19 protein-coding genes and 1 riboswitch are annotated in these 19,761 nt (G+C 63.5%); of the genes, 2 read left to right on the forward strand and 17 right to left on the reverse strand.

Annotated features, from left to right (window positions below):
- The first annotated feature begins 38 nt into the window (after positions 1-38).
- Positions 39-863, forward strand: a complete 825-nt coding sequence (locus tag SB659_RS02840) for an SGNH/GDSL hydrolase family protein (protein ID WP_410549670.1) — start codon at positions 39-41, stop codon at positions 861-863.
- 2 nt (positions 864-865) lie between these two features.
- Here the strand turns inward: SB659_RS02840 and SB659_RS02845 are convergent, their stop codons facing one another.
- From SB659_RS02845 to SB659_RS02870, 6 genes are all read right to left on the reverse strand, one after another.
- Positions 866-1,285 (reverse strand): hypothetical protein, encoded by a 420-nt coding sequence (locus SB659_RS02845; protein WP_284977819.1) that lies wholly within the window; start codon positions 1,283-1,285, stop codon positions 866-868.
- Between the two features lie 6 nt (positions 1,286-1,291).
- On the reverse strand, positions 1,292-2,533 hold the full coding sequence (locus SB659_RS02850) for an ABC transporter permease (protein WP_410549417.1): 1,242 nt from the start codon (positions 2,531-2,533) through the stop codon (positions 1,292-1,294).
- Positions 2,530-3,249: an ABC transporter ATP-binding protein gene (locus SB659_RS02855; protein ID WP_284977815.1), complete on the reverse strand. Its 720-nt coding sequence runs from the start codon at positions 3,247-3,249 to the stop codon at positions 2,530-2,532. The genes SB659_RS02850 and SB659_RS02855 overlap by 4 nt, the downstream gene beginning before the upstream one ends.
- Before the next feature lie 3 nt (positions 3,250-3,252).
- Entirely contained in the window at positions 3,253-4,788 is a 1,536-nt protein-coding gene (locus SB659_RS02860; RefSeq protein ID WP_284977813.1) for an HlyD family efflux transporter periplasmic adaptor subunit, read from the reverse strand.
- An 87-nt stretch (positions 4,789-4,875) separates the two neighbouring features.
- A complete protein-coding gene (locus SB659_RS02865) occupies positions 4,876-5,997 on the reverse strand; it encodes a homoserine O-acetyltransferase (RefSeq protein WP_410549418.1) in 1,122 nt (373 codons plus the stop codon).
- A 16-nt stretch (positions 5,998-6,013) separates the two neighbouring features.
- Positions 6,014-6,129: riboswitch (SAM riboswitch) on the reverse strand.
- Between the two features lie 144 nt (positions 6,130-6,273).
- Positions 6,274-7,647 carry a bifunctional o-acetylhomoserine/o-acetylserine sulfhydrylase gene (locus tag SB659_RS02870; RefSeq protein ID WP_284977809.1) on the reverse strand — a complete coding sequence of 458 codons (1,374 nt, stop codon included), beginning with the start codon at positions 7,645-7,647 and terminating at the stop codon, positions 6,274-6,276.
- 208 nt (positions 7,648-7,855) lie between these two features.
- Here SB659_RS02870 and SB659_RS02875 point away from each other — a divergent pair, with 208 nt between their 5' ends.
- The gene (locus SB659_RS02875; protein ID WP_284974486.1) at positions 7,856-8,494 is read left to right on the forward strand and encodes a VOC family protein; all 639 of its coding nucleotides are present in this window, start codon (positions 7,856-7,858) and stop codon (positions 8,492-8,494) included.
- A 129-nt stretch (positions 8,495-8,623) separates the two neighbouring features.
- Here the strand turns inward: SB659_RS02875 and SB659_RS02880 are convergent, their stop codons facing one another.
- The 11 genes from SB659_RS02880 to tdh form a co-directional block, all read right to left on the reverse strand.
- On the reverse strand, positions 8,624-9,397 hold the full coding sequence (locus tag SB659_RS02880) for a CPBP family intramembrane glutamic endopeptidase (RefSeq protein ID WP_410549419.1): 774 nt from the start codon (positions 9,395-9,397) through the stop codon (positions 8,624-8,626).
- Positions 9,398-9,434: 37 nt separating this feature from the next.
- The gene (locus SB659_RS02885) at positions 9,435-10,226 is read right to left on the reverse strand and encodes a DeoR/GlpR family DNA-binding transcription regulator (RefSeq protein WP_410549420.1); all 792 of its coding nucleotides are present in this window, start codon (positions 10,224-10,226) and stop codon (positions 9,435-9,437) included.
- Positions 10,227-10,252: 26 nt separating this feature from the next.
- On the reverse strand, positions 10,253-11,107 hold the full coding sequence (locus SB659_RS02890; protein ID WP_410549421.1) for a class II fructose-bisphosphate aldolase: 855 nt from the start codon (positions 11,105-11,107) through the stop codon (positions 10,253-10,255).
- Positions 11,104-12,057 (reverse strand): 1-phosphofructokinase family hexose kinase, encoded by a 954-nt coding sequence (locus SB659_RS02895; protein ID WP_284977861.1) that lies wholly within the window; start codon positions 12,055-12,057, stop codon positions 11,104-11,106. Before SB659_RS02895 ends, SB659_RS02890 begins: the two co-directional genes overlap by 4 nt.
- 14 nt (positions 12,058-12,071) lie before the next feature.
- Complete coding sequence (locus tag SB659_RS02900; RefSeq protein ID WP_410549422.1) at positions 12,072-13,103, reverse strand: ROK family protein; 1,032 nt, start codon at positions 13,101-13,103, stop codon at positions 12,072-12,074.
- Positions 13,104-13,113: 10 nt separating this feature from the next.
- Positions 13,114-14,031 (reverse strand): SIS domain-containing protein, encoded by a 918-nt coding sequence (locus tag SB659_RS02905; protein ID WP_410549423.1) that lies wholly within the window; start codon positions 14,029-14,031, stop codon positions 13,114-13,116.
- 80 nt (positions 14,032-14,111) lie between these two features.
- On the reverse strand, positions 14,112-14,858 hold the full coding sequence (locus SB659_RS02910; protein ID WP_410549424.1) for a hypothetical protein: 747 nt from the start codon (positions 14,856-14,858) through the stop codon (positions 14,112-14,114).
- A gap of 64 nt (positions 14,859-14,922) precedes the next feature.
- The gene (hutI, locus tag SB659_RS02915) at positions 14,923-16,173 is read right to left on the reverse strand and encodes an imidazolonepropionase (protein ID WP_410549425.1); all 1,251 of its coding nucleotides are present in this window, start codon (positions 16,171-16,173) and stop codon (positions 14,923-14,925) included.
- A gap of 11 nt (positions 16,174-16,184) precedes the next feature.
- On the reverse strand, positions 16,185-17,282 hold the full coding sequence (locus SB659_RS02920; RefSeq protein ID WP_410549426.1) for an NAD(P)/FAD-dependent oxidoreductase: 1,098 nt from the start codon (positions 17,280-17,282) through the stop codon (positions 16,185-16,187).
- Positions 17,283-17,339: 57 nt separating this feature from the next.
- The gene (locus SB659_RS02925) at positions 17,340-18,533 is read right to left on the reverse strand and encodes a glycine C-acetyltransferase (RefSeq protein WP_410549427.1); all 1,194 of its coding nucleotides are present in this window, start codon (positions 18,531-18,533) and stop codon (positions 17,340-17,342) included.
- 88 nt (positions 18,534-18,621) lie between these two features.
- On the reverse strand, positions 18,622-19,668 hold the full coding sequence (gene tdh / locus SB659_RS02930) for an L-threonine 3-dehydrogenase (protein WP_410549428.1): 1,047 nt from the start codon (positions 19,666-19,668) through the stop codon (positions 18,622-18,624).
- Positions 19,669-19,761 lie beyond the last annotated feature (93 nt).

Below are 19,761 nucleotides of genomic sequence, written 5' to 3' on the forward strand. Positions count from 1 at the left end.
TGCAACACATGAGCGTGGATGGGATTAACCCGTTGGAAATGCCGGAGCAGTCGGTCAGCCACTTGGTCAACAGGCACCCCTGGAGCCGCTACGTGGCCTTGGGCGATTCGTTCACGGAGGGCATCGGAGACCCCGAACCGCTGAACCCTGGCGGTTATCGCGGGTGGGCGGACCGCGTAGCTGAAGAGCTTGGCCGTGGTCATGAGGATTTCGCCTACGCCAACCTCGCCATCCGGGGACGGTTGCTACAACAAATTGTGGATGAACAAGTGGGCCCATGCTTGGACCTGCGGCCGGATCTCGTGTCCATTTCTGCCGGCGGCAACGACCTCATCCGTCCAAGCGGTGACCCGGATGCCTTGGCCGAAAAGCTGGACGCCGCCGTCGCCGAGCTCGGTTCCCGCGGCGCCACTGTGGTGTTGTTCAACGGCCCTGACACGGCGTTCTCCGTGTTGAACCGGATCCGCGGCAAGGTGGCCATCTACAACGAAAACCTCCGCACGGTAGCTGCCCGGCACGATGCCATCGTCGCGGACATGTGGTCCTTGCGGCAGCTGGCTGACCCGCAGATGTGGGACGTGGACCGCTTGCACTTTTCCCCATTGGGCCACCACACCATTGCCATGATGGTGTTGGACGCCCTCAACGTCCAGCACACCTTGGAGCCGCTGCTGCCCAAGGACCTCCCGCCCCGGACGTGGCGCGAAGCGCGGTCCTCGGACCTGGTCTGGGCGCGCGAATACTTCGTTCCGTGGGTCATCCGGAGATTGCGGCATCGGTCATCCGGCGACGGGATCACTCCTAAACGCCCGACGCCGGGGCCCGCCGTCGGCCCCAACGGGACCTTATTGCCGCACGAGTAGGGTCATTGACCTGCCCCGGAGCTGGGCGCAGTGGTGTTGCCGCCAGCGCCGCGACGTCCCTGACCGGTCCCTTGGTTCCCCGTTCCGTTGCTGCCGCCCCCGCCGTTTCCGGTCCGCAGGTTGGTCCCTTGGAAGTTGCCCACATTCCGTCCAGCCCGGTTACCCAGATCTATTTGCTTCTGGACCACTGAGCCGCCAAAGAATCCCGCCACCACGAGCAAGACGCACGCCAGCACCTTTGTGGAACGGCCCGGGGTGTACCGCTTCCGGGGAACAAAGGGCTCGTCATCCGGTGGCGGCAGCATTGAATCGTCGGGAAAGGGTTCGGGCATTTCGTCGTACCCCATGGGCGGGACCGGAGCCGGGAGGGCCTCAGTGACAGCGTCGCCGGGATCGCGGCTGCCGGTGTTGGAGCTGTTCATGATTTCCTATTCGTACCGAAGGGCATCAATGGGCCGCAGTTTAGCGGCTTTGTTGGCGGGATAAACCCCGAAGACGAGGCCGATCACGGCCGAAACCGCCAAGGAGAGCCAGACCGTCCACGCCTGCACCTCAGGCTGGACACCGAGCACGGGGAACGCGCTGCCGGCAAAACCAATCGCGATACCAGCCACTCCACCGATCACGGAAATCACCAGGGACTCGATCAGGAACTGGGCCACGATGCTTCCCCTTGAAGCCCCGATCGCTTTCCGGATGCCGATCTCCCGCGTCCTCTCCGTCACAGTCACCAACATGATGTTCATCACCCCGATGCCCCCCACCAGGAGGCTGATGGCGGCAACAGCGCCGAGCAGGATAGTGAGCGTCTGTGTGGTACTGGTGGCCGTAGTCAGGATCTGGGCCTGGTTCCGGACTTGGTAGTCCCGGGTGGTGGAATCCACGTGATGGCGGGCGTCCAAGATCATTTGGACTTCGTTTTGGGCTTGGTTCATCACATCAGCCGAGCGGGCCTGGACCGTTATGGACGCCAGCGTGGGCGCATAGCCGGTGAACTTGTTCTGCGCGGCAGAAAACGGGATCACCACGATGTCATCGGGATCGCTCAGGCCCGATGAACCTTTGGCAGCCAAGACGGCGGAAACGGTGAAGTTTTGCCCGTTGAGCTGGATTGTTTGTCCAACGGCGGAGCCGGTGGCGGGTCCAAAGAGGTCAGCGGCCACCGTGTTTCCGATGACGGCCACAGGAGTGCCTGCCTGCTGGTCGGCGGCCGTGAACAGCGCACCGGACGCTGCGGTGCTGTTGCTGATATTAAAGTATGACGACGTGGTCCCTAGGAAGCTTGCCACCGAATGCGTGGCACCGCTGTATGTCGCAGTGACACCCTGTGCCTGGACGATCGGGGCGGTCCGGGCGATGTCCGGTGCCAGCACTGGATCGGTCAGGGAGTTCTCGTCCTCGACGGTGAGGTTGGTGCTGCGGGTTCGGTTGGCCCCGGCTTGGCCTCCTGTGGCACGGCCCCCGGCACTGGTGGAACGGGTGACCGTCAGCACGTTCGTCCCCAACTTGGCAATCTGCGCCTTGATGTTGTTGCTTGTCCCGGCGCCGACGGCCAACAGCACTATCACCGCGGCAATACCGATCAAGATGCCCAGGGTGGTGAGGACTGAGCGCATCTTGTTGGCCGCAACTCCCGAGAGTGCGAACCTGGCTGATTCGAGAAGATTCATGGTCTCCCCGCGAAAGATCTACCCGGTACAGGGGTTTGGCGAACATCCGAGATGATCCGGCCATCCTGCATCCTGATCACCCTGCCGGCACGCTCCGCGACGTCCATTTCGTGGGTGATCATGACGATGGTCCGCCCTGTGGCGTGGAGCCTGCCGAAAAGATCCAGGATCTCGGCCGAGGACCTCGAGTCCAGTGCTCCTGTGGGCTCGTCTGCGAGCAGAAGCACGGGGTTGGTCACCAAGGCCCGGGCAATCGCGACGCGTTGTTGTTGCCCGCCCGAAAGTTGGGAAGGTTTGTGCCCCGAGCGGCTCGACAACCCTACCGCGTCAAGCATGGCCATAGCCCTGTTGTGCCGGTCGTGGCGCCCGACCTTTGCATACGCCAGCGGCATGGCCACGTTATCGACAGCTTTGGTGCGCGAAATGAGGTTGAAGTTCTGGAAGACAAAACCGATTTTCCGGTTGCGTATCTGGGCCTGTTGGTACTCATCCAACTCGCTGGTATCGATTCCGTCCAGGAAATAGCTCCCTGTGGTCGGGGCGTCCAGGCAGCCGATGATGTTCATCATGGTTGATTTACCGGATCCCGAAGCCCCAATGATCGCCACGAAATCGCCGCGTTCAATGGAAAGGCTCACGTTGTCCAATGCCCGCACTTCGGCCTCGCCTTTGCCGTAGACCTTAGTGACCCCGGCGAGTTCGATGACCGATGCCACGGCTTACTGACCGCCGTTTCGTGCGCCGCCGCGGTTGGTGCCGGTACCGCCGAAGCCGCCCGTGCCGAAGCCGCCGCCGGTGGTGGTACTGCCGGTATCCAAGGTGCTTGAGATGGCCGGCAACTGAACTTGGTCACCGTCGGAGAGACCTGTCAGGATCTGGGTTCGGCCGTTCGCACTGATCCCGGTGGTGACGGTTACCGGCGTCGGCGTGCCGTTCTTCACGACGCTGACTGTCTGCCTGTTCCCCGTGGTGGTGATGGCCAGGCTTGGAACTACCAGCGCATTGGTTGCTGTGGCCGTGGTGACGGAGATGTTGGCACTCTGCCCAAGCCGGAGGCCTGCCGGTGGATTGGCAATGGAGACGGTTACCGGGTAGGTGACCACTCCATTGGTGGTAGTGGACGTTTGGGCAATCGAAACAACTTTTCCGGTTACAGGAGCAGCGGTTGGATCCTGTGGCAAGGCAGGAAAGGTGAATTGTGCGGTTTGATCGGGTTTCATGCTGGTCACGTCGGATTCGGAGAAGCCAGCCACTACCTGAAGATGGCCGGTGTCGCTGATGGTCACCAAGCCAGCGCTCGACGCCGAACCACCCGAAGCAGCGACAGTCCCCGTCCCGGCCGCGGATCCACCGGCACCGGCGGAACCCGTGGAACCCGTAGCCGAGGCTGCCGAGCCCCCACCGGACGAACCGGTCAGCGCCCCGACGGTGGCAGTTACCGCGGATACCGTGCCGGACACGGGAGCTGTCAGGTTGCAGTCGGCGAGGTTCGCTTGGGCCGTCTGTACAGCGAGCCGGGCACTGGTGACGTTCGTGGCGCCCGCCGAGGCCGCAGAGTTTTGGGCATTTCCGAGCGCCGTTGTTGCGGAAGCGACCTGTTGTTTATCTTTCAGCTGGGTGCTGGCAGCTTGGTTTTGTGCCTGGCTGAGGGACGCCTGGTCTTTGGCGAGTTGGTTCTGCGCCGCCACGACCGGATCGGTCCAGTTCGCCGGCTTCGGGTTGGGGACGGGAACGGCTTTTGCAGCAGTGACCGCGGCATTGTCTGCGTCCACGGCCTTCTGTGCTGCGGCAACGGTTGAGGCCTGCTGGGAGTTATCCAATGCCGCTGACTGCTGGGCGTTAATGAGGGCCTGGTTTGCCGAGGACACCTGCCCACTCGCCGAGACCTGTTGCTGGTTTGCCTGGGCAGTGACGGAATCCAGCTGCGCTTGGGCCGCATCCAAGCTGTTCTGCGCATTTGTAGGGTCAATGGACACGAGCAGCTGGCCCACGCTGACTTGCTGGCCAAGAGTGGCGCCCACCGACAGGATCACCCCGCTGCAGTTCCGGGCATTGACGACGGTGGTGGACTGCGGGGCCACATTGCCCGACGCCGTAGCCACCGAGGAGATATCAGCCTTGCCTACCGTCACGGTCCTCGTTGCCGTGGCCGGGGTGGTGGAGCCTGCGGCCGTCGCGGTGAGGTAGGTACCCGCACCAAGTGCGACTATGACAGCGCCCAGGCCCACGTTAATCACAAGGGTTTTTGACATCATGGCTGGAGGTTATGGGCCGGACCTGAGTGAAGCCCTTGAAAGTCATGGAAGGAGGCCGAAAAAAGTCGAATTGTTGCAAACGGCTTCTTAGCTGAAGAACGCCTCACCGAGCTGCGCTGACAGCTGCCCGATTTCCGTGAGGAAGCCGTCATGCCCGATCGGCGCCTCGATGACATGGACCGCAACATCACCTGGCAGGGCAGCGGCAAGTTCGCGTGATTGCGCCGGGAAGTACAGCCGATCGGTGTCTACTGCGGCCACGAAGAATTCCGCTGTTGCGCGGGACAGGGACTGCTGCAGACCACCCCGGCCCCGGGTGACGTCATGGGACATCAAGGCCTCAGTGATGGCGACGTAGCTGTTGGCGTCAAAGCGTTGCACCAACTTCTTACCCTGATGGTCCAGGTAGCTTTCCACTTGGTAACGCCCCCGCTCCCCCAACACCGGCGCAACAAGGGGTGCTTCCTTGGGCTGGGCTTGCCTGCCGAAGCGAAGGTCCAACTCCAAGGCCGAACGATAGGTGATGTGCGCTATGCGCCGCGCCAAGGCCAACCCGTTCTCGGGGGCCGGGCCGTCGTAATAGTCCCCATTGTTGAAGTTCGGGTCCTGCCGGATCGCAAGGGTCTGGGACTGGGCAAAGGCGATTTGCTCCGCCGTGCTGTAGGCGCCCACGGAGATCACGGCGCAGCGCTTGACGCGTTCGGGAAACGTGATGGCCCATTCAAGGGCCCTGGCCCCGCCCATGGAACCTCCGAGCACGGCGTGCCAGGCATCGATACCCAGGACATCGGCGAGCCGGGCCTCGGCTTCGGTGCTGTCCCGGAGCGTGATCAGCGGAAACCGCGATCCCCAAGGTTTCCCGTCGGGAGCCTGGCTGGATGGCCCGGTGCTCCCGTAGCAACCGCCCACGATGTTGATGGAGACAACAAAGAATCTGTTGGTGTCGATGGTCGCACCTGGACCGACGAGTTGCTCCCACCAACCTTCCTCGTCCGTACTCCCCCGAGCCACGTGGGTACTTCCGGTCAGGGCATGCTGGACCAACACCGCGTTGGATCGATCCGGGTTCAGGCTCCCCCACGTTTCGTAAGCCAAGACGACATCCGGGAGGTAACCCCCGGCCTCAAGTTCCAACGAACCTATCCGGGCGTAGCGGACCGTTCCGTCTTCTTTTCCGGAAGTGGGAATGGCTGTAGCAGTGATGGTCATTTCCTTCGACACCTAAACCTCGCACTTGCCAGTCGCCTTGCATGCGACGGGCCAGGTCCTCACCCGGGGCACCCCACCGCGGAGGAGGGTTGCCGGCCAGCAAGCCGGGGCTGTGTGCTGGCACTCATGACCTAATACGTAGAGTTTAGGAAGAACATCCCTCTTCAGGCGAAGATTGTGACACCAGTGTGACGTTTTGGGTGCGGCTTGTTCTCCGAAAGCCAGGACTGGACGCCGCCCACCGAATAATCATCGGCGGGCGGCGTTCGTCCGCGGTCAGGCCCCCTTGGCGGCCCGGAACCCGGCTTCGAGGTCGGCGATGATGTCATCCACGTGCTCCAGGCCCACGGACAAGCGCACCAATCCGGGGTTGACGCCCGCGACGGCCTGCTGGTCTTCGGTGAGCTGGCTGTGAGTGGTCGACGCCGGGTGGATCACCAGGGAGCGAACGTCGCCGATGTTGGCAACGTGGGAGTGGAGCTCCAGGCCGTCCACGAAGCGCTTGCCTGCCTCGACGCCACCCTTGATGGTGAAGGCCACCACCGCACCCGTGCCCAAGGGGCCGTACTTACGGCCGCGGTCGTACCAAGGGCTGGACGGCAGGCCAGCGTAGGCGACGGCCTCGACGTCGTCGTGGGCTTCCAGCCATTGCGCCACCTTAATGGCGTTAGCAACGTGACGCTCGACGCGAAGGCTCAGCGTCTCCAACCCTTGTGCGATCAAGAAGGCGTTGAACGGGGACACCGCGGACCCGAGGTCGCGGAGCAACTGCACGCGTGCCTTCAGAATGTAGGAAAGGTTGGCGCCGAGTGCCCCGTCCTTCCCGAGATCGCGCGCGTACACCAGGCCGTTGTAGCTGGGATCCGGGGTGTTGAATCCGGGGAAGCGCTCCGGATCCTTGCCGAAGTCGAAGTTGCCGGAGTCAACGATCACACCGGCTATCGCCGAGCCGTGGCCGCCGAGGTACTTGGTGGCCGAATGAACCACAATGTCCGCGCCCCACTCGATGGGACGGATCAAATAGGGAGTGGACAAGGTGTTGTCCACGATGAGCGGCACGCCGGCCTCGTGGGCGGTACGGGCAACGCCTTCGATGTCCAGCACGTCCTGGCGGGGATTGGAGACAACTTCTCCGAAGAACAGCTTGGTGTTCGGCTGGACAGCATCCCGCCATTGGTCCAAGTTGTCCGGATCCTCCACGAAGGTAACGGAAATGCCGAACTTCTTGAGGGTGTGGGCCAGGAGGTTGTAGGTCCCCCCGTAGAGGCTTGGGCTCGCCACCACGTGGTCCCCCGCCTCGGCGATGTTGAGGATGGCGAAGGTCTCGGCTGCTTGCCCGGAGCTGAGCAAGAGGGCGCCGAGGCCGCCCTCCAGGCTCGCGATCCGCTGTTCCACGGCGTCCTGGGTGGGGTTGCCAATGCGGGTGTAGATCGGTGAAAGTTCAGCCAAGGCAAAACGGTTGGCCGCGCTTTCGGCACTGGGGAACACGAAAGACGTTGTCTGGTAAATCGGCAACGACCGGGCACCTGTGGCGGCATCCGGCTCTTGGCCTGCATGAATCTGGCGGGTTTCGAAAGACCATCCTTGGGACATTGCATTCTCCTCTGAAGGCGATTTGTGGCGGGACACACCTACGGCGCGGTCATTCATCCGGGCCCGTGATGCTCGTGGTGCAGTGGAAATGAATCCGGGGCGGCTGGAGCCAGTCTAGGAACAGCCGCTCACCATGGATAGCTTTGTGACGCCAGCTGAAATTTCGGGTCCGAATATGTCATGGGCCCTCGCTCCGCAAATAGGTCCTACCATAGTTAGGCTTTACTTAGCTGAGACCCCGATCACAAAGTGCCAAGATGAAGCCATGCGCATGGATCACGTCTCTTACGCCTGTGAACGAGATGGCCTTCTGGCCACAACCGAACGAATTTCCGCAGCTCTGGGAGTGGACGCAGTCCGGGGTGGAGTGCACCCGCGCTTCGGCACCCGGAACATGATCATTCCCCTTGCAGATAACAAGTACCTGGAAGTCGTGGAGGTCTTGGACCACCCCGCTTCCGACAAAGCCCCCTTTGGCCAAGCGGTCCGTGCACGCTCGGCTGCCGGCGGCGGCTGGATGGGCTGGTGCGTCGCCGTCGACGACCTGGCTCCTTTCGAAGAGCGCCTCGGCCGCTCAGCCGTCCCGGGTAACCGCAAGTTTCCCGATGGCCGGGAATTGGTGTGGCAGCAGATCGGTATCCTTGGTTTGATCGCCGACCCCCAGGTTCCCTACCTCCTCAAGTGGGAGGGCGACCCGACGCTGCACCCGTCCAAGGTGTACGAGAGCGACGTGAAAATGTCCAGCCTCACCATCGCCGGTTCCGCGGAACGCGTCACCGAGTGGCTGGGCGAGCCGGTTGAGAAGCCGCTTGAGGACGTAGCCGTCCAGTGGATAGCTCCCCGGGGCACCCCTGGCATCATGTCCGTCACATTCGAGACCGCCACCGGGGCCGTCACCATCTGATCCCTTCCAACCATCCCTGCCTGGACAGACCATCACCTGTTCGAGCCTGGATAAACTTCGGCCGCCATCAGCGGGTGCCAATGACGTCACCCCCGATGGCGGCCGAGAACATTTAAGCGGGCGCTGCTCCTAGCCGAGGCCTATCGCCTTACCGAACAGGCTGAAACCTACAAACGCGACGATGTCCAGAAGTGCGTGGGCAACCACCAACGGCATGACGCGCCGGGTTTTGGTGTAGATCCAAGCGAACACCAGGCCCATCACGAAGTTGCCCACAAACGGCCCGAACCCCTGGTACAGGTGATAGCTGCCCCGAAGCAAGGCGCTGACAACAATGGCCGCCGGCGTCCTCCACCCGAACCTGCCAAAGCGGTCCAAGAGATAACCCACCACGATCACTTCTTCGACGATCGCGTGACGAACCGCGGACAGTATGAGCACCGGAACGGTCCACCAGTAAGCATCCAGCCCGCTGGGAACAATAGCGGTGGTGATCCCCAGGGCGCGGCCGACCGCGTACAGCCCTAAAGATGGCACACCGATCAAGGCGGCCAATCCCAACCCCTGGAGTGCGTCCTTTCCGGGACGGACAAAGTTGAAGCCAAGCCTGGTGAATGCCGTCCCTGGGCTCGCCGCACCCGGTGTCGCTGCATGTGTGGACAGGAAATAGATCACCAGCGCCACTGGCACCAGCGCGAAGGCAATGTCCAGCAGTTGGTAAGTGAGGTCGAAATACTCCCGCGTACTTTGCGATTGATTCAGGGTGGAAGTGCCTTGGGACAAGGGCGCACGCGTCAACTTGTCCAAGAGTTGAACTACGGAGTACACGGCGGACTGGCCCAAGGACAAGCCCAACACAATGAGTACCTCGGCACGCAACCGACGGCGGGAAGCAACAAGCATGTACCTATCTTGCCCGCATTTCCTGCGAGTCGGCTGCTCAGCTGGCAGTGGCGACGATGACTTCGATGCCCTTGGCTTCGAACGCTGCCCGGTCCTGCGCGCTGATGCCCGAATCCGTAATGAGGTGCCGGAACTCGTAGCCCGACATGGCAGCGAAGGACCGGCGGCCCACCTTTGAGGAGTCGGCCAGGACATAGGACTCAGTGGCCCGGTGGGCCATGACCGTGTTGACCATGGCTTCCCCCTCATCGGTGATGGTAGGGCCGAGATCCGGGTCCACGCCGTTGACACCGATGAACGCAATGTCCAAGGCCACTTTTTGCATGATGACGTCGATGTACGGTCCCACGAGTTCGTAGGACCGTGGGTTCAGGATGCCGCCGGTGACCATGATCTTGATGTTGGGGCGGACCGCGAGCTGGGAGGCAATGTTGATGGCATTGGTCACCACCGTGAGCGTGGGCTTGCTGGAAGGAGCGTTGAGGTCCTCCCGCGTGGAGAGCACCTGGGCCAGTGCGGTGTTGCTGGTTCCCCCACTGAGGCCGATGACGGCGCCCGGATGGATCAGCAACGATGCCGCCTGCGCAATGTCCTGCTTCGCCTCGGCATTGTCGTCCCGGTTGTACCGCCCTGGTAGGTCGTAGGACAGCGATCCCGTGGTGGCGCCCCCGCGGGTGCGGCTCAACAACCTCTGCTTGGCGAGGCTGTCAAGATCCCGGCGGGCGGTGGCCGGTGACACACCCAAACGCGTCACGATGTCCTCGACTTCCACACGGCCGGTTTCGGCCAGCAGGTCAAGGATGGCGGTCAGCCGATCGGTGCGGGTCATGACAGTATGCCTTTCGCGGCGTCGGGCTATGTCACCTTGGCAAAGTGCACCTTGGCGAACAGCGTGAGCATTCGTGCAGATTCCATTACCAGCGCGTCCCTCCCCGCTTGGATGTACTTCCTGGAATCCACCACTTCAGGATTGGCGTCCAGGTACTGACGGACGCCACGGGTGAAGAACCCGTTCACATGCGTGGATACGTTGATCTTAGTCATACCAGCTTTGATAGCCGCCACGAGCAGGTCATCGCTGACTCCGGAAGAGCCATGGAGGACCAGCGGTTTTCCGACGGCGGACTTCAGCCGGGTGATCAGCTCAAGGTCCAGTGCCGCGCTGCGCTCGGTCATGGCGTGGGACGAGCCAACCGCCACGGCCAACGCGTCCACCCCCGTCGCCTCAACAAAGGCGCGGGCCTCGCCGGGGTCGGTGCGGACGCCGGGGGCGTGGGCACCGTCTTTGCCACCGACCTCGCCGAGTTCGGCCTCGACAAAGGCGCCTCGCTCATGGGCGTACTGCGCCACGCGCGCAGTGGCCGCGACGTTCTGCTCATAGGGAAGGTGCGCGCCGTCGTACATCACCGACCCGAACCCCAAGTCGACGGCGGCAAGCGCCAACTCCTCCGACTCTGCATGATCCAGGTGCACGGCCACCGGCACGGACGCGGCACGGGCAATGGCCAACGTGGCCACGCCGATGGGCTCCAGCCCGCCGTGGTACTTGACGCAGTTTTCCGATATTTGCAGGATCAGGGGAACTCCTGCTGCTTCCGCGCCTGCCACGAGTCCCTCGGCTGTTTCCACATGGACGACGTTGAAGGCGCCTTGGCCCTCGCCGCGGGCCGCTGCGCGTTCCACGAGTTCCCGCGTGGCGACCAGGGTCATCGGGATTCCTTCCACGTAACCATCAGTTGCTCTTCCAGTTCCTTGAAGCGGGGTGAGATCTCCCCCGCGGCCGGCATGAGCACGGCGGCGGCGGACCACGCTGTTGCCCTGCGGAGGATTTCGCGGGGCTCGTTGATGCCTTCGGCGAGCGCGACGGCGGCAGCAGCCACCGCGGCATCACCTGCCCCCGTAGGGTTGCCGCTCAATGGCTCCGGTAGCCGTGCGGCCCAGTAACCTCCGGGAGCCGCGTGGTCGAAGGCCAGCATGCCCTCTGAACCAGCGCTCACCAAAACCGTTCTTGCACCCATGCCGATCAGCGATAGTGCCGCTGCTTCCACGCTGGCTTCGCCTGTGGCTTCGGCCAGTTCGTGGTGGTTTGGCTTGAGGACATCCGCTCCAGCCCGTGCAGCGGCGATGATCCCGGGACCGGAAGTATCAATGATGGCCGGGATGCCGGCGTCGTGGGCCAGTTGCACCAGTGACGGATAGAAGTGACCGGGCGCCCCAGGCGGCAGGCTTCCGGAGCCGACGAGGACGGACGCCGGCAAGTTTCGGTTACCGCTGACAGCTTCCACGACGGCGGCCGTTAGGGAACGCCATTCGTCCGGCAGCAGGGCTTGGCCTTCTTCGTTGAAAATGGACGTTTCACCGGCCAGCGTGTCCACCAAGGCGATGCTGCGGCGCGTTTCCGCAGCGACTCCCACCAGGGTGTGTGGCACCCCGCTTGTCCACAACTCCGCTGCCAGGGTCTGACCTGCCGCACCCCCTGTAGGCGCGATGGCCAGCACGGGGTAGCCGAGTTGATGGATCACTCGGGCTACGTTGATTCCCTTCCCGCCTGCCCGGCTCAAGGGGGTAGGCACCCTGTGGCTGGCCCCCTCGGTGATCCCGCGAACGGCGTAGGTCATGTCGATGGCCGGGTTCGGGGTGACAGTGATGATGCGGTTCATTGGGGCCACGCGGTTCACGGCTGCCTCCGTCGGTGGGCCGTTGACTCCATGGTGCCCAAGAGCGCCCGGGCGTTCATGGCGGCACCGAGCAACCCGGCATCCTGGCCCAGTTGGGCCCGGATGAGTTGCGGACGGCGCTGAAAATCAAGCATGGCGTCCACCGTGGAACGCAGCGGCCGGAGGAGTTCATCACCGGCTTCGGCAAGGCCGCCGCCGATCACCACGGCTTCGGTTCCGATGATGTTGACGCATTGACAGATGGTGAACGCCAAGGCCCTGACGGCGTCGTCCCAAATGCGGGCAGCTACGGCGTCCTGTGAGCGCGCCCGTATCAGCACCTCGCGGGCGCCTTGGACCTCGACGCCGGTCGCGGCCTGGTAGCGCCGCGCCACGGCACCGGCTGAGCCCACCGCTTCCAGGATGGTGTAGCCGGCTGTCCCCGTTGTCCCCGTTGTCCCGGTTGTCCCGGTTCTTCTGGTTCTCCCGGGGCCTCCGCCATGACCGTTGCCGTGGCCGGCGTCGGGATCAGGGACCTGCGCATGGCCCAGTTCGCCCGCGAACCCACCGGCGGTGACTGCCTTGCCGCCGGAGAAGACTGCAGCAGCGATTCCCGTGCCCACCACCATCACCACCACGTCTTTGAATTCCCGGGAGCCGCCGAAGGTGTGCTCCACGGCAGCGGCGGAGCGGACATCGTGATCGAACGCTACCGGGATGCCAAGGCGCCGCTCTGCTTCTCGGGTGAAGGGGAAATTGCGCCAGCCAAGGTTGGCTGAGTAGATTCCCACCCCCGATGTTGAGTCCACGATGCCGGGAACGATGATTCCTGCCGCCTGCGCCTTGGCCTCCGGAAATTCGGCGGTAAGCTCGGCCGCAAGCTCAGCAATACGGTCGAGGACCGCCTCCCCCGGACGCTGGGAGTCCAGCGGGGTAGGAACACGGCGCATGCCGAGGACCGTTCCGTGGGGATCCACCAGCCCGGCCTTGATGTCGGTCCCGCCGACGTCGAAAGAAAGGACCGGGGATTCTGCGGCTCCAAGAACCATGGCGGAGGTCCTAGGCGGAAGCGTTGAGAATAACCGAGCGCGTCAGGTTGCGCGGCAGATCCGGGTTAAGGCCGCGGGACCGCGCGCGCTCCAGCGTCACTTTATGGACGCGGGCGAGTTCCGCCAACGGGTGCTTTCCGGTGCGCACGTACAGCGCTCCGGTGGCTTCCATGTCCTTATCCAGCCCGTCGGGCTGGTCACCGAACAACCACGTAACCCGTCCAGGGGCGGCAATGGAAATCGGACCATGGCGGTATTCCATGGCCGGGTAGGACTCTGTCCAGCCCTGCACAGCTTCACGCATTTTCAGGGCCGCCTCGTGAGCCAAGCCAACAGTCCAGCCGGTTCCCAAGAAGGTGAACTGTTCTGCGTCCAACAGCTCCCGGGACACCGGGGCGGACACAGCGTCCCGGGCATCGTCGATAGCCTGCTGGACGTCCATGCCCAGGCTTGTCAGCAGGTACACAAGGGCGGACGTGGCGAAGCGTGTTTGGACCACCGAACGCTCGTCGGCGTAAGGCAGCCCGATCACGGCATCGGCAAGCCCAACGATCGGTGAAGACGTATCGCCAATGATCGCCACTGTGGGAACCAAGCCCTGCAATGCACCCAACAACTCCAGTACCTCAGTGGTGGTTCCCGAGCGCGTAATGGCCACAACGGCGTCGTACTGGCGATCCGGACTGTTGCTGTTCAGGAAGGCCTCGGAGGCGGCGAACGCATCCGTCATGCCCTTGCCCGCAGATTCGCGGGCCACCGCATAGCTTTGGGCCATGAACCACGACGTTCCGCAGCCCACCACGGCGACGCGCTGGCCATCGGCAGGAAGCAGCTGCTCGGCCCGGGCTTGTTCGACGGCGCGCTGCCAGACGGCGGGCTGGGAGACCAGCTCTTCCTCCATGAAAGCCCCGAGTATGTTCTCGCTCATCGTGATCCCGTTCCCACACAGCAAATGACGTTTTCTGATCTATGGAAACACTAAACGATCATTTTCGATCTCACAAGGAGTCAGTTGCTCACATGCCGGAACCGCTCCGAACGGTACCTTGCCCTCCACGCCCGAACCGTCAGGGCGATCGTCGCGACCATAAGTGCAGCCACAACAACGACGCCGATAACCCTTACCCCAGGGGCGGCGGGCGCAAACATCCACACCGGAACCAGGAAGGAAGCCAGGCCTATCGGTAAGCCCGGAACGAAGAGCTCCTTGCCCGGAATCCACCCAAGAAGAGCCGTCTTGGCCCAGAAACGCGTCCACGGCGTCAAACGCACCGGCAACAGCGACAACGCTGTGGGAATGATGGCCACTGGACCGATCGCCTCGTTGGTCCAACCCGTGGCGGACAGCCTGGTGGTGGCGTGGGCCGGGCGCAAAGACTGGACCATATAAGTGAACGACAACACCGCGAAAGGGACAGCGGCAAGGGGGAGGCACACAAACGCGTAGCCAAGCAACGGCACCAGGACAAACAGCACGAAGACACCGAAAAGGATCAGCATCACCGGGTCACTGTCCGTCACGAAGTCTGCGGAACCAAACCCGTCACCCCCGCTCGTTGCCAAGCCGATGGTCAACGCAGCCGGCAACACAAGGGTCACCGCCCCGATCCCGCTCCACACCAGGCCCATCAGGAGGTAGCCGAATGGCCGCAGCGCGCGCTCAAGGGACGACGGCGGTGTCGTTCGCCGGGCGGGACGGGAGGCGGCGTTTGCACTCGAATAGACATTGGGCCGCATCGGCTTGTACGGAGACATGCCACGATGCTAACCCGGCCGGCGAACTCCGGCCGTCTCGGCCATCGACACGCACGCAGGCGCGCTACACCACCCGCACGCCGGCGCGCCATACCGAATGCGTCAACGGGATCCCCGGCCGGTAAGCCAAGTGCGTAGCCGACGGCGCCTTCAGCATGTGCAAGTCCGCCCGGTGCCCCACCGCGAGCGAACCCACCGCCCGCTCGCCGTCGACGTCGTTCCCCGACTCCCTGCCCAACGCCAGGGCGCCGCCGTAGGTTGCCGCGCGGACGGCCTCGTGGACACTCAAATGCATCTGCAGGACAGCGGTGGTCACACAGAACGCCATGGAACTCGTGTAAGACGTGCCAGGGTTGCAGTTCGCAGCCAGCGCGATCTGGACACCGGCGTCAAGCAACGCCCGGCCCGGGGCCAGGGGTTGGCGCGTGGACAGGTCACAGGCGGGCAGGCAGGTCGCCACCGTACCCCGCGCTCCGGTGCCGGTCGCCGGGTCCCATCCACGCCAACTCCCCGCAAGCGCGGCGATGTCCTCCGGGGAAAGGTGGTTCACATGGTCCACACTCGCCGCACCGAACTCAACGGCCAGCCCGACGCCGGGACCCTCGCCCAATTGGTTGCCGTGGACCCGAAGTCCCAATCCGGCGTCCCGCGCAGCGGTCAGCACACGGCGGGACTGATCCTCAGTGAAGGCGCCGCGCTCGCAGAACACGTCTGCCCAACGGACGTGCGGAAGGACGGCGTCGAGCATGGGACCGCACACCAGATCGGTGTACTCCTCAGGGTCGGCACCCTCGGGGACCAAGTGCGCCCCCAGATACGTGACTTCGTCCACTTCCCTCGCCGCGATGCGCGCACTGCGGGCCTCGTTGTGGACGTCCAGGCCGTAGCCGGTCTTGCTTTCCACATACGTGGTGCCTTGGGACACTGCCTCGGCGACCCGGTCCCTGACGAGCCGGGTGAGCTCCTCATCGCTGACGGCCCGGGTTGCACCTGTTGTGACGGCGATGCCTCCAGCACTGTAGCTCTCCCCGGCCATGCGGGCTTCGAACTCGGCGGTCCGGTCGCCCGCGAAGACCAAGTGGGAATGCGAATCAACCCAACCAGGCAGCACGGCGCGGCCTTCGGCGTCGAGTTTTGCGTCTGCGGCGGGAGCATCCTTGGCCGACCCAAGCCATGCGATGCGCTCACCCTCGATCACGATCGCCACGTCCTTGAGGACCCGGTGTTCCAAGTCCTGGGTCATCAGCTCACCCACGTTGGTGATGAGTGTGCTGCCGCCTGATGCTCCGCCGTGCCCGTCCCAGTTTCCGCTCATGACCCTATTGTTCAGCGCCGGATGGACCAGCGGGTGGCAGCGAGCCGCTCCGCTGTCCGGGATTCCGGACTGTCGGGCTGTACGGTTCCGAGGATCAGTGCGGCGGCCAGCTCCGCGATGCCGGAGGACGTCTGGAAGCCATACCCACCTTGCCCTGCCAACCAAAAGAAGCCCGGGGCTTCGGCGTCGAAACCGACCACCGGAATCGCGTCCGCGGCTTCGGTCCGTAGTCCCGTCCAGGCACGGTCCACGGAGCGGATGCCCATGGATGTCACATCGTTGAGCGTGGCGATCAACTTCTCCACATCACCCGGATAGGGCCGGGCGTCCTCTGGCCCGCTGGGCACAGCTTCCGACGGCGAAATCAACACTTGGTTGCCCTCTGGCCGGAAATAGAAGGATTCATCGGCGGCGCAGACCATGGGGGTCTCGGGCGGCAACGGGCTCTCAACATTGACGATCGCCGCCGTGCGCCGGTAGGGCTGAAGTCCAAGCTTCTCCACGCCGCTGATGACGGCGAGCTCATCGGCCCACGCACCGGCTGCGTTAACCACGACGCCGGATTGGAACCCCTCCGTTCCTGCACCCACTTGCCAGCCGCTCCCGAGCCGCTGCGCTGAGTGCACGCGAGCCCCGGTAATGATATCCACCCCGGCGGTTTCGGCAATGCGCCGATGCTCCTCAAGCAGCAAGGGCGCATTGCAGCCGAAAGAACCGGTATCCAGCCCAGCGGCGGTGAACGAATCCGGGTGGAGGGCCGGGCAGAGCCGCAGTGCCTCCTCATGGGAGATGGGTAGCATGTTCCCGCTGGCCTCGGCACGTACTGTCACGTCGTCGCCCACCATCATGAAAGCGCGTGGGGTGAGCACCGGCTCAGCTGCTGTGCTGTCCCTTTCGTGAAGCAGATCCAAGGTCCGGACGGTCAACTCCTGTACCACCGCCGGACCGTAACTGGGGATCAGCTGCCGGGCTGAGCGCGAGGACGTGTGGAACGCCAAGGACTGCTCAGCCTCCACCAAGGCAACAGTGCACTTGCCCGCCAGGGCCGATGCCAAGGACAATCCGCCGATGCCACCGCCAACGATTACCACGTCATAATTCGAAGCCATGGGCCCATCCTGTCAGACGATGGAAATGTTGGTGCTGCTATACGTTCGGCCGGGTCCTTAGGCGACCGCCGCCCGACTCTTCACAAACGCCTGAACGCAAGCTTCGACGTCGTCCGTGCTGTGCGCTGCTGACAGCTGGACGCGGATCCGGGCTGCGCCCCTGGGCACTACCGGGAAACTGAAGGCTGTCACGAACACGCCGTGCTGGAGCATCTGGTCTGCCACGCGGGCCGCCATGACGGCGTCGCCGAACATGACCGGGATGATGGCGTGCTCGCCGTCGAGGAGTTCGAAGCCTTCCTCGCTCATCCGACGTCGGAAAAGGGCCGCGTTTTCGAAGAGGCGGGTGCGGAGCTCACCGGATTCCTGGACCAGCTCGATCGCCTTGATGGTGGCGGCGACGATGGCCGGAGCCAGGGAGTTGGAGAAGAGGTAGGGACGTGCCTTTTGGCGCAGCATGGCAACGATCTCACCGCGGCCGGAGACGTAGCCGCCCGAAGCTCCGCCAAGTGCCTTGCCGAAAGTCCCTGTGTAGATGTCCACGCGATCCGAGACGCCGGCATGTTCGGGAGTGCCTGCGCCGGTGGAGCCCATGAAGCCGACGGCGTGTGAGTCGTCAACCATGACCAGCGCATCATGCTTTTCGGCGAGATCGCAGATAGCCTCCAGCGGGGCAAGGTAGCCATCCATGGAGAACACGCCGTCGGTGACGATGATCTTGCGCCGCGAACCGGACGCCTCCACCAACTTGGCCTCGAGATCTGCCATGTCCTGGTTGGCATAGCGGAAGCGCTTGGCCTTGCTCAGCCGGATCCCATCAATGATGGACGCGTGGTTCAGTGAGTCCGAGATGATGGCATCCTCGGGGCCGAACAGGGACTCGAACACGCCACCGTTGGCGTCGAAGCAGCTGGAGAAGAGGATGGTGTCTTCCGTGCCCAAAAACCGTGAAACACGGGCCTCCAGTTCCAGGTGGAGGTCCTGTGTCCCGCAGATGAAGCGCACGGACGCCATGCCGAAGCCGCGCTCGTCCATGGCGGACTTGGCGGCAGCGATGATGTCCGGGTGGTCGGCAAGGCCCAGGTAGTTGTTGGCGCAGAAGTTCAGGACCTTGTTGGCCGGCTGCCCCAACTGGCCTGCCGCGATGTGGCTGGCCTGCGGTGAATCGATGTGGCGTTCGGTCTTGAAGAGTCCGGCACTGCGGATCTCGTCCAGCTCGCCTACCAACTGGTCTTTGATGGCTGAATACATACGTGCTCCTCAGTTCGTGGAGAGGTTTACAAAGTCTCGGGAGTTCAGGTCTCGGGATTCTCGGGTTTGGCGGTTCGCGTTTCGGGGTTTACAGTGCAGTCCAGTCAAGGACCACTTTGCCGCCGACGCCGTTGCGGGCGATGTCGAAGCCCTTTACCCACTCGGTTGCAGGCACGGTGTCCGTCACCACCGCGGAGATGCTCCGGTGCAATACGGGGTTGGATGAGAGCATGGCGCTCATCGCATACCAGGTTTCAAACATCTCGCGGCCGTAGATGCCCTTGAGGGTGAGCATGTGGGTGACTACCTTGCCCCAGTTGATGTCGATGGATTGGCTGGGAAGGCCGAGCATGGCAATCCGGCCACCGTGGTTCATGTTGTCGATCATCTCAGGCAGCGCCGTGGGGTGTCCCGACATTTCCAGTCCGATGTCGAATCCTTCACGCATACCCAGTTCGCGCTGCGCGTCGCGCACACGCATCTTGGAGACGTCCACGGCCAGGTCCACACCCATGTGGCGGGCCAGCTCCAAGCGTGGAGCGGATACATCAGTGATAGCGATTTTTCGGGCTCCTGCATGCCTTGCGACGGCGATTGCCATGAGCCCGATAGGCCCGGCACCGGTGATCAGGACGTCCTCGCCCACCAGCGGGAAACTGAGCGCCGTGTGGACGGCATTACCGAACGGGTCAAAGATGGCCCCCAGTTCCGGCGTGACGGACTCGTCCTGGTGGACCCACACGTTCGTCTCGGGGATGACAACAAACTCGGCAAAGGCACCATCACGCTGCACGCCAACCGAGACCGTGTGGATGCACATTTGTCGCCGGCCGGCCCGGCAGTTGCGGCAGATCCCGCAAACGACGTGCCCCTCGCCCGAAACCCTGTCCCCGACCTTGACGTCCCGGACGTCCTCGCCGATTTCCACCACCTCGCCGTAGAACTCGTGGCCGGCGATCAGGGGTGCCTCGATCATGGACTGCGCCCACGCGTCCCAGCTCTGGATGTGCAGATCCGTGCCGCAAATGCCGGTGGTCATGACCCTGATTTTGACGTCGCTGGGACCGGCTTCGGGCTCGGGGCGGTCAACGAGCTCAAACCCTGCGTGGGGTCCGGATTTATAGAGAGCCTTCATGGAATTCCTCACTGATGGGCTGCGGCACTGCTGCTGAGACCATTGAAGCGCCGCTGACGATTTAGCACAACTAGATTCTTCTCAATCAACGAT

Source organism: Arthrobacter sp. SIMBA_036, from assembly GCF_046535135.1.
In the GTDB taxonomy this organism is placed as follows: Bacteria; Actinomycetota; Actinomycetes; order Actinomycetales; family Micrococcaceae; genus Arthrobacter.

Bases quoted from the DNA above. Each gene is read 5' to 3' on its own strand.
- SB659_RS02840 (WP_410549670.1), top strand. From the start codon at position 39: ATGCCGGAGCAGTCGGTCAGCCACTTGGTCAACAGGCACCCCTGGAGC.
- SB659_RS02845 (WP_284977819.1), bottom strand. From the start codon at position 1,285: ATGAACAGCTCCAACACCGGCAGCCGCGATCCCGGCGACGCTGTCACT.
- SB659_RS02850 (WP_410549417.1), bottom strand. From the start codon at position 2,533: ATGAATCTTCTCGAATCAGCCAGGTTCGCACTCTCGGGAGTTGCGGCC.
- SB659_RS02860 (WP_284977813.1), bottom strand. From the start codon at position 4,788: ATGATGTCAAAAACCCTTGTGATTAACGTGGGCCTGGGCGCTGTCATA.
- SB659_RS02865 (WP_410549418.1), bottom strand. From the start codon at position 5,997: ATGACCATCACTGCTACAGCCATTCCCACTTCCGGAAAAGAAGACGGA.
- SB659_RS02870 (WP_284977809.1), bottom strand. From the start codon at position 7,647: ATGAATGACCGCGCCGTAGGTGTGTCCCGCCACAAATCGCCTTCAGAG.
- SB659_RS02875 (WP_284974486.1), top strand. From the start codon at position 7,856: ATGCGCATGGATCACGTCTCTTACGCCTGTGAACGAGATGGCCTTCTG.
- SB659_RS02880 (WP_410549419.1), bottom strand. From the start codon at position 9,397: ATGCTTGTTGCTTCCCGCCGTCGGTTGCGTGCCGAGGTACTCATTGTG.
- SB659_RS02885 (WP_410549420.1), bottom strand. From the start codon at position 10,226: ATGACCCGCACCGATCGGCTGACCGCCATCCTTGACCTGCTGGCCGAA.
- SB659_RS02890 (WP_410549421.1), bottom strand. From the start codon at position 11,107: ATGACCCTGGTCGCCACGCGGGAACTCGTGGAACGCGCAGCGGCCCGC.
- SB659_RS02895 (WP_284977861.1), bottom strand. From the start codon at position 12,057: ATGAACCGCATCATCACTGTCACCCCGAACCCGGCCATCGACATGACC.
- SB659_RS02900 (WP_410549422.1), bottom strand. From the start codon at position 13,103: ATGGTTCTTGGAGCCGCAGAATCCCCGGTCCTTTCTTTCGACGTCGGC.
- SB659_RS02905 (WP_410549423.1), bottom strand. From the start codon at position 14,031: ATGAGCGAGAACATACTCGGGGCTTTCATGGAGGAAGAGCTGGTCTCC.
- SB659_RS02910 (WP_410549424.1), bottom strand. From the start codon at position 14,858: ATGTCTCCGTACAAGCCGATGCGGCCCAATGTCTATTCGAGTGCAAAC.
- hutI (WP_410549425.1), bottom strand. From the start codon at position 16,173: ATGAGCGGAAACTGGGACGGGCACGGCGGAGCATCAGGCGGCAGCACA.
- SB659_RS02920 (WP_410549426.1), bottom strand. From the start codon at position 17,282: ATGGCTTCGAATTATGACGTGGTAATCGTTGGCGGTGGCATCGGCGGA.
- SB659_RS02925 (WP_410549427.1), bottom strand. From the start codon at position 18,533: ATGTATTCAGCCATCAAAGACCAGTTGGTAGGCGAGCTGGACGAGATC.
- tdh (WP_410549428.1), bottom strand. From the start codon at position 19,668: ATGAAGGCTCTCTATAAATCCGGACCCCACGCAGGGTTTGAGCTCGTT.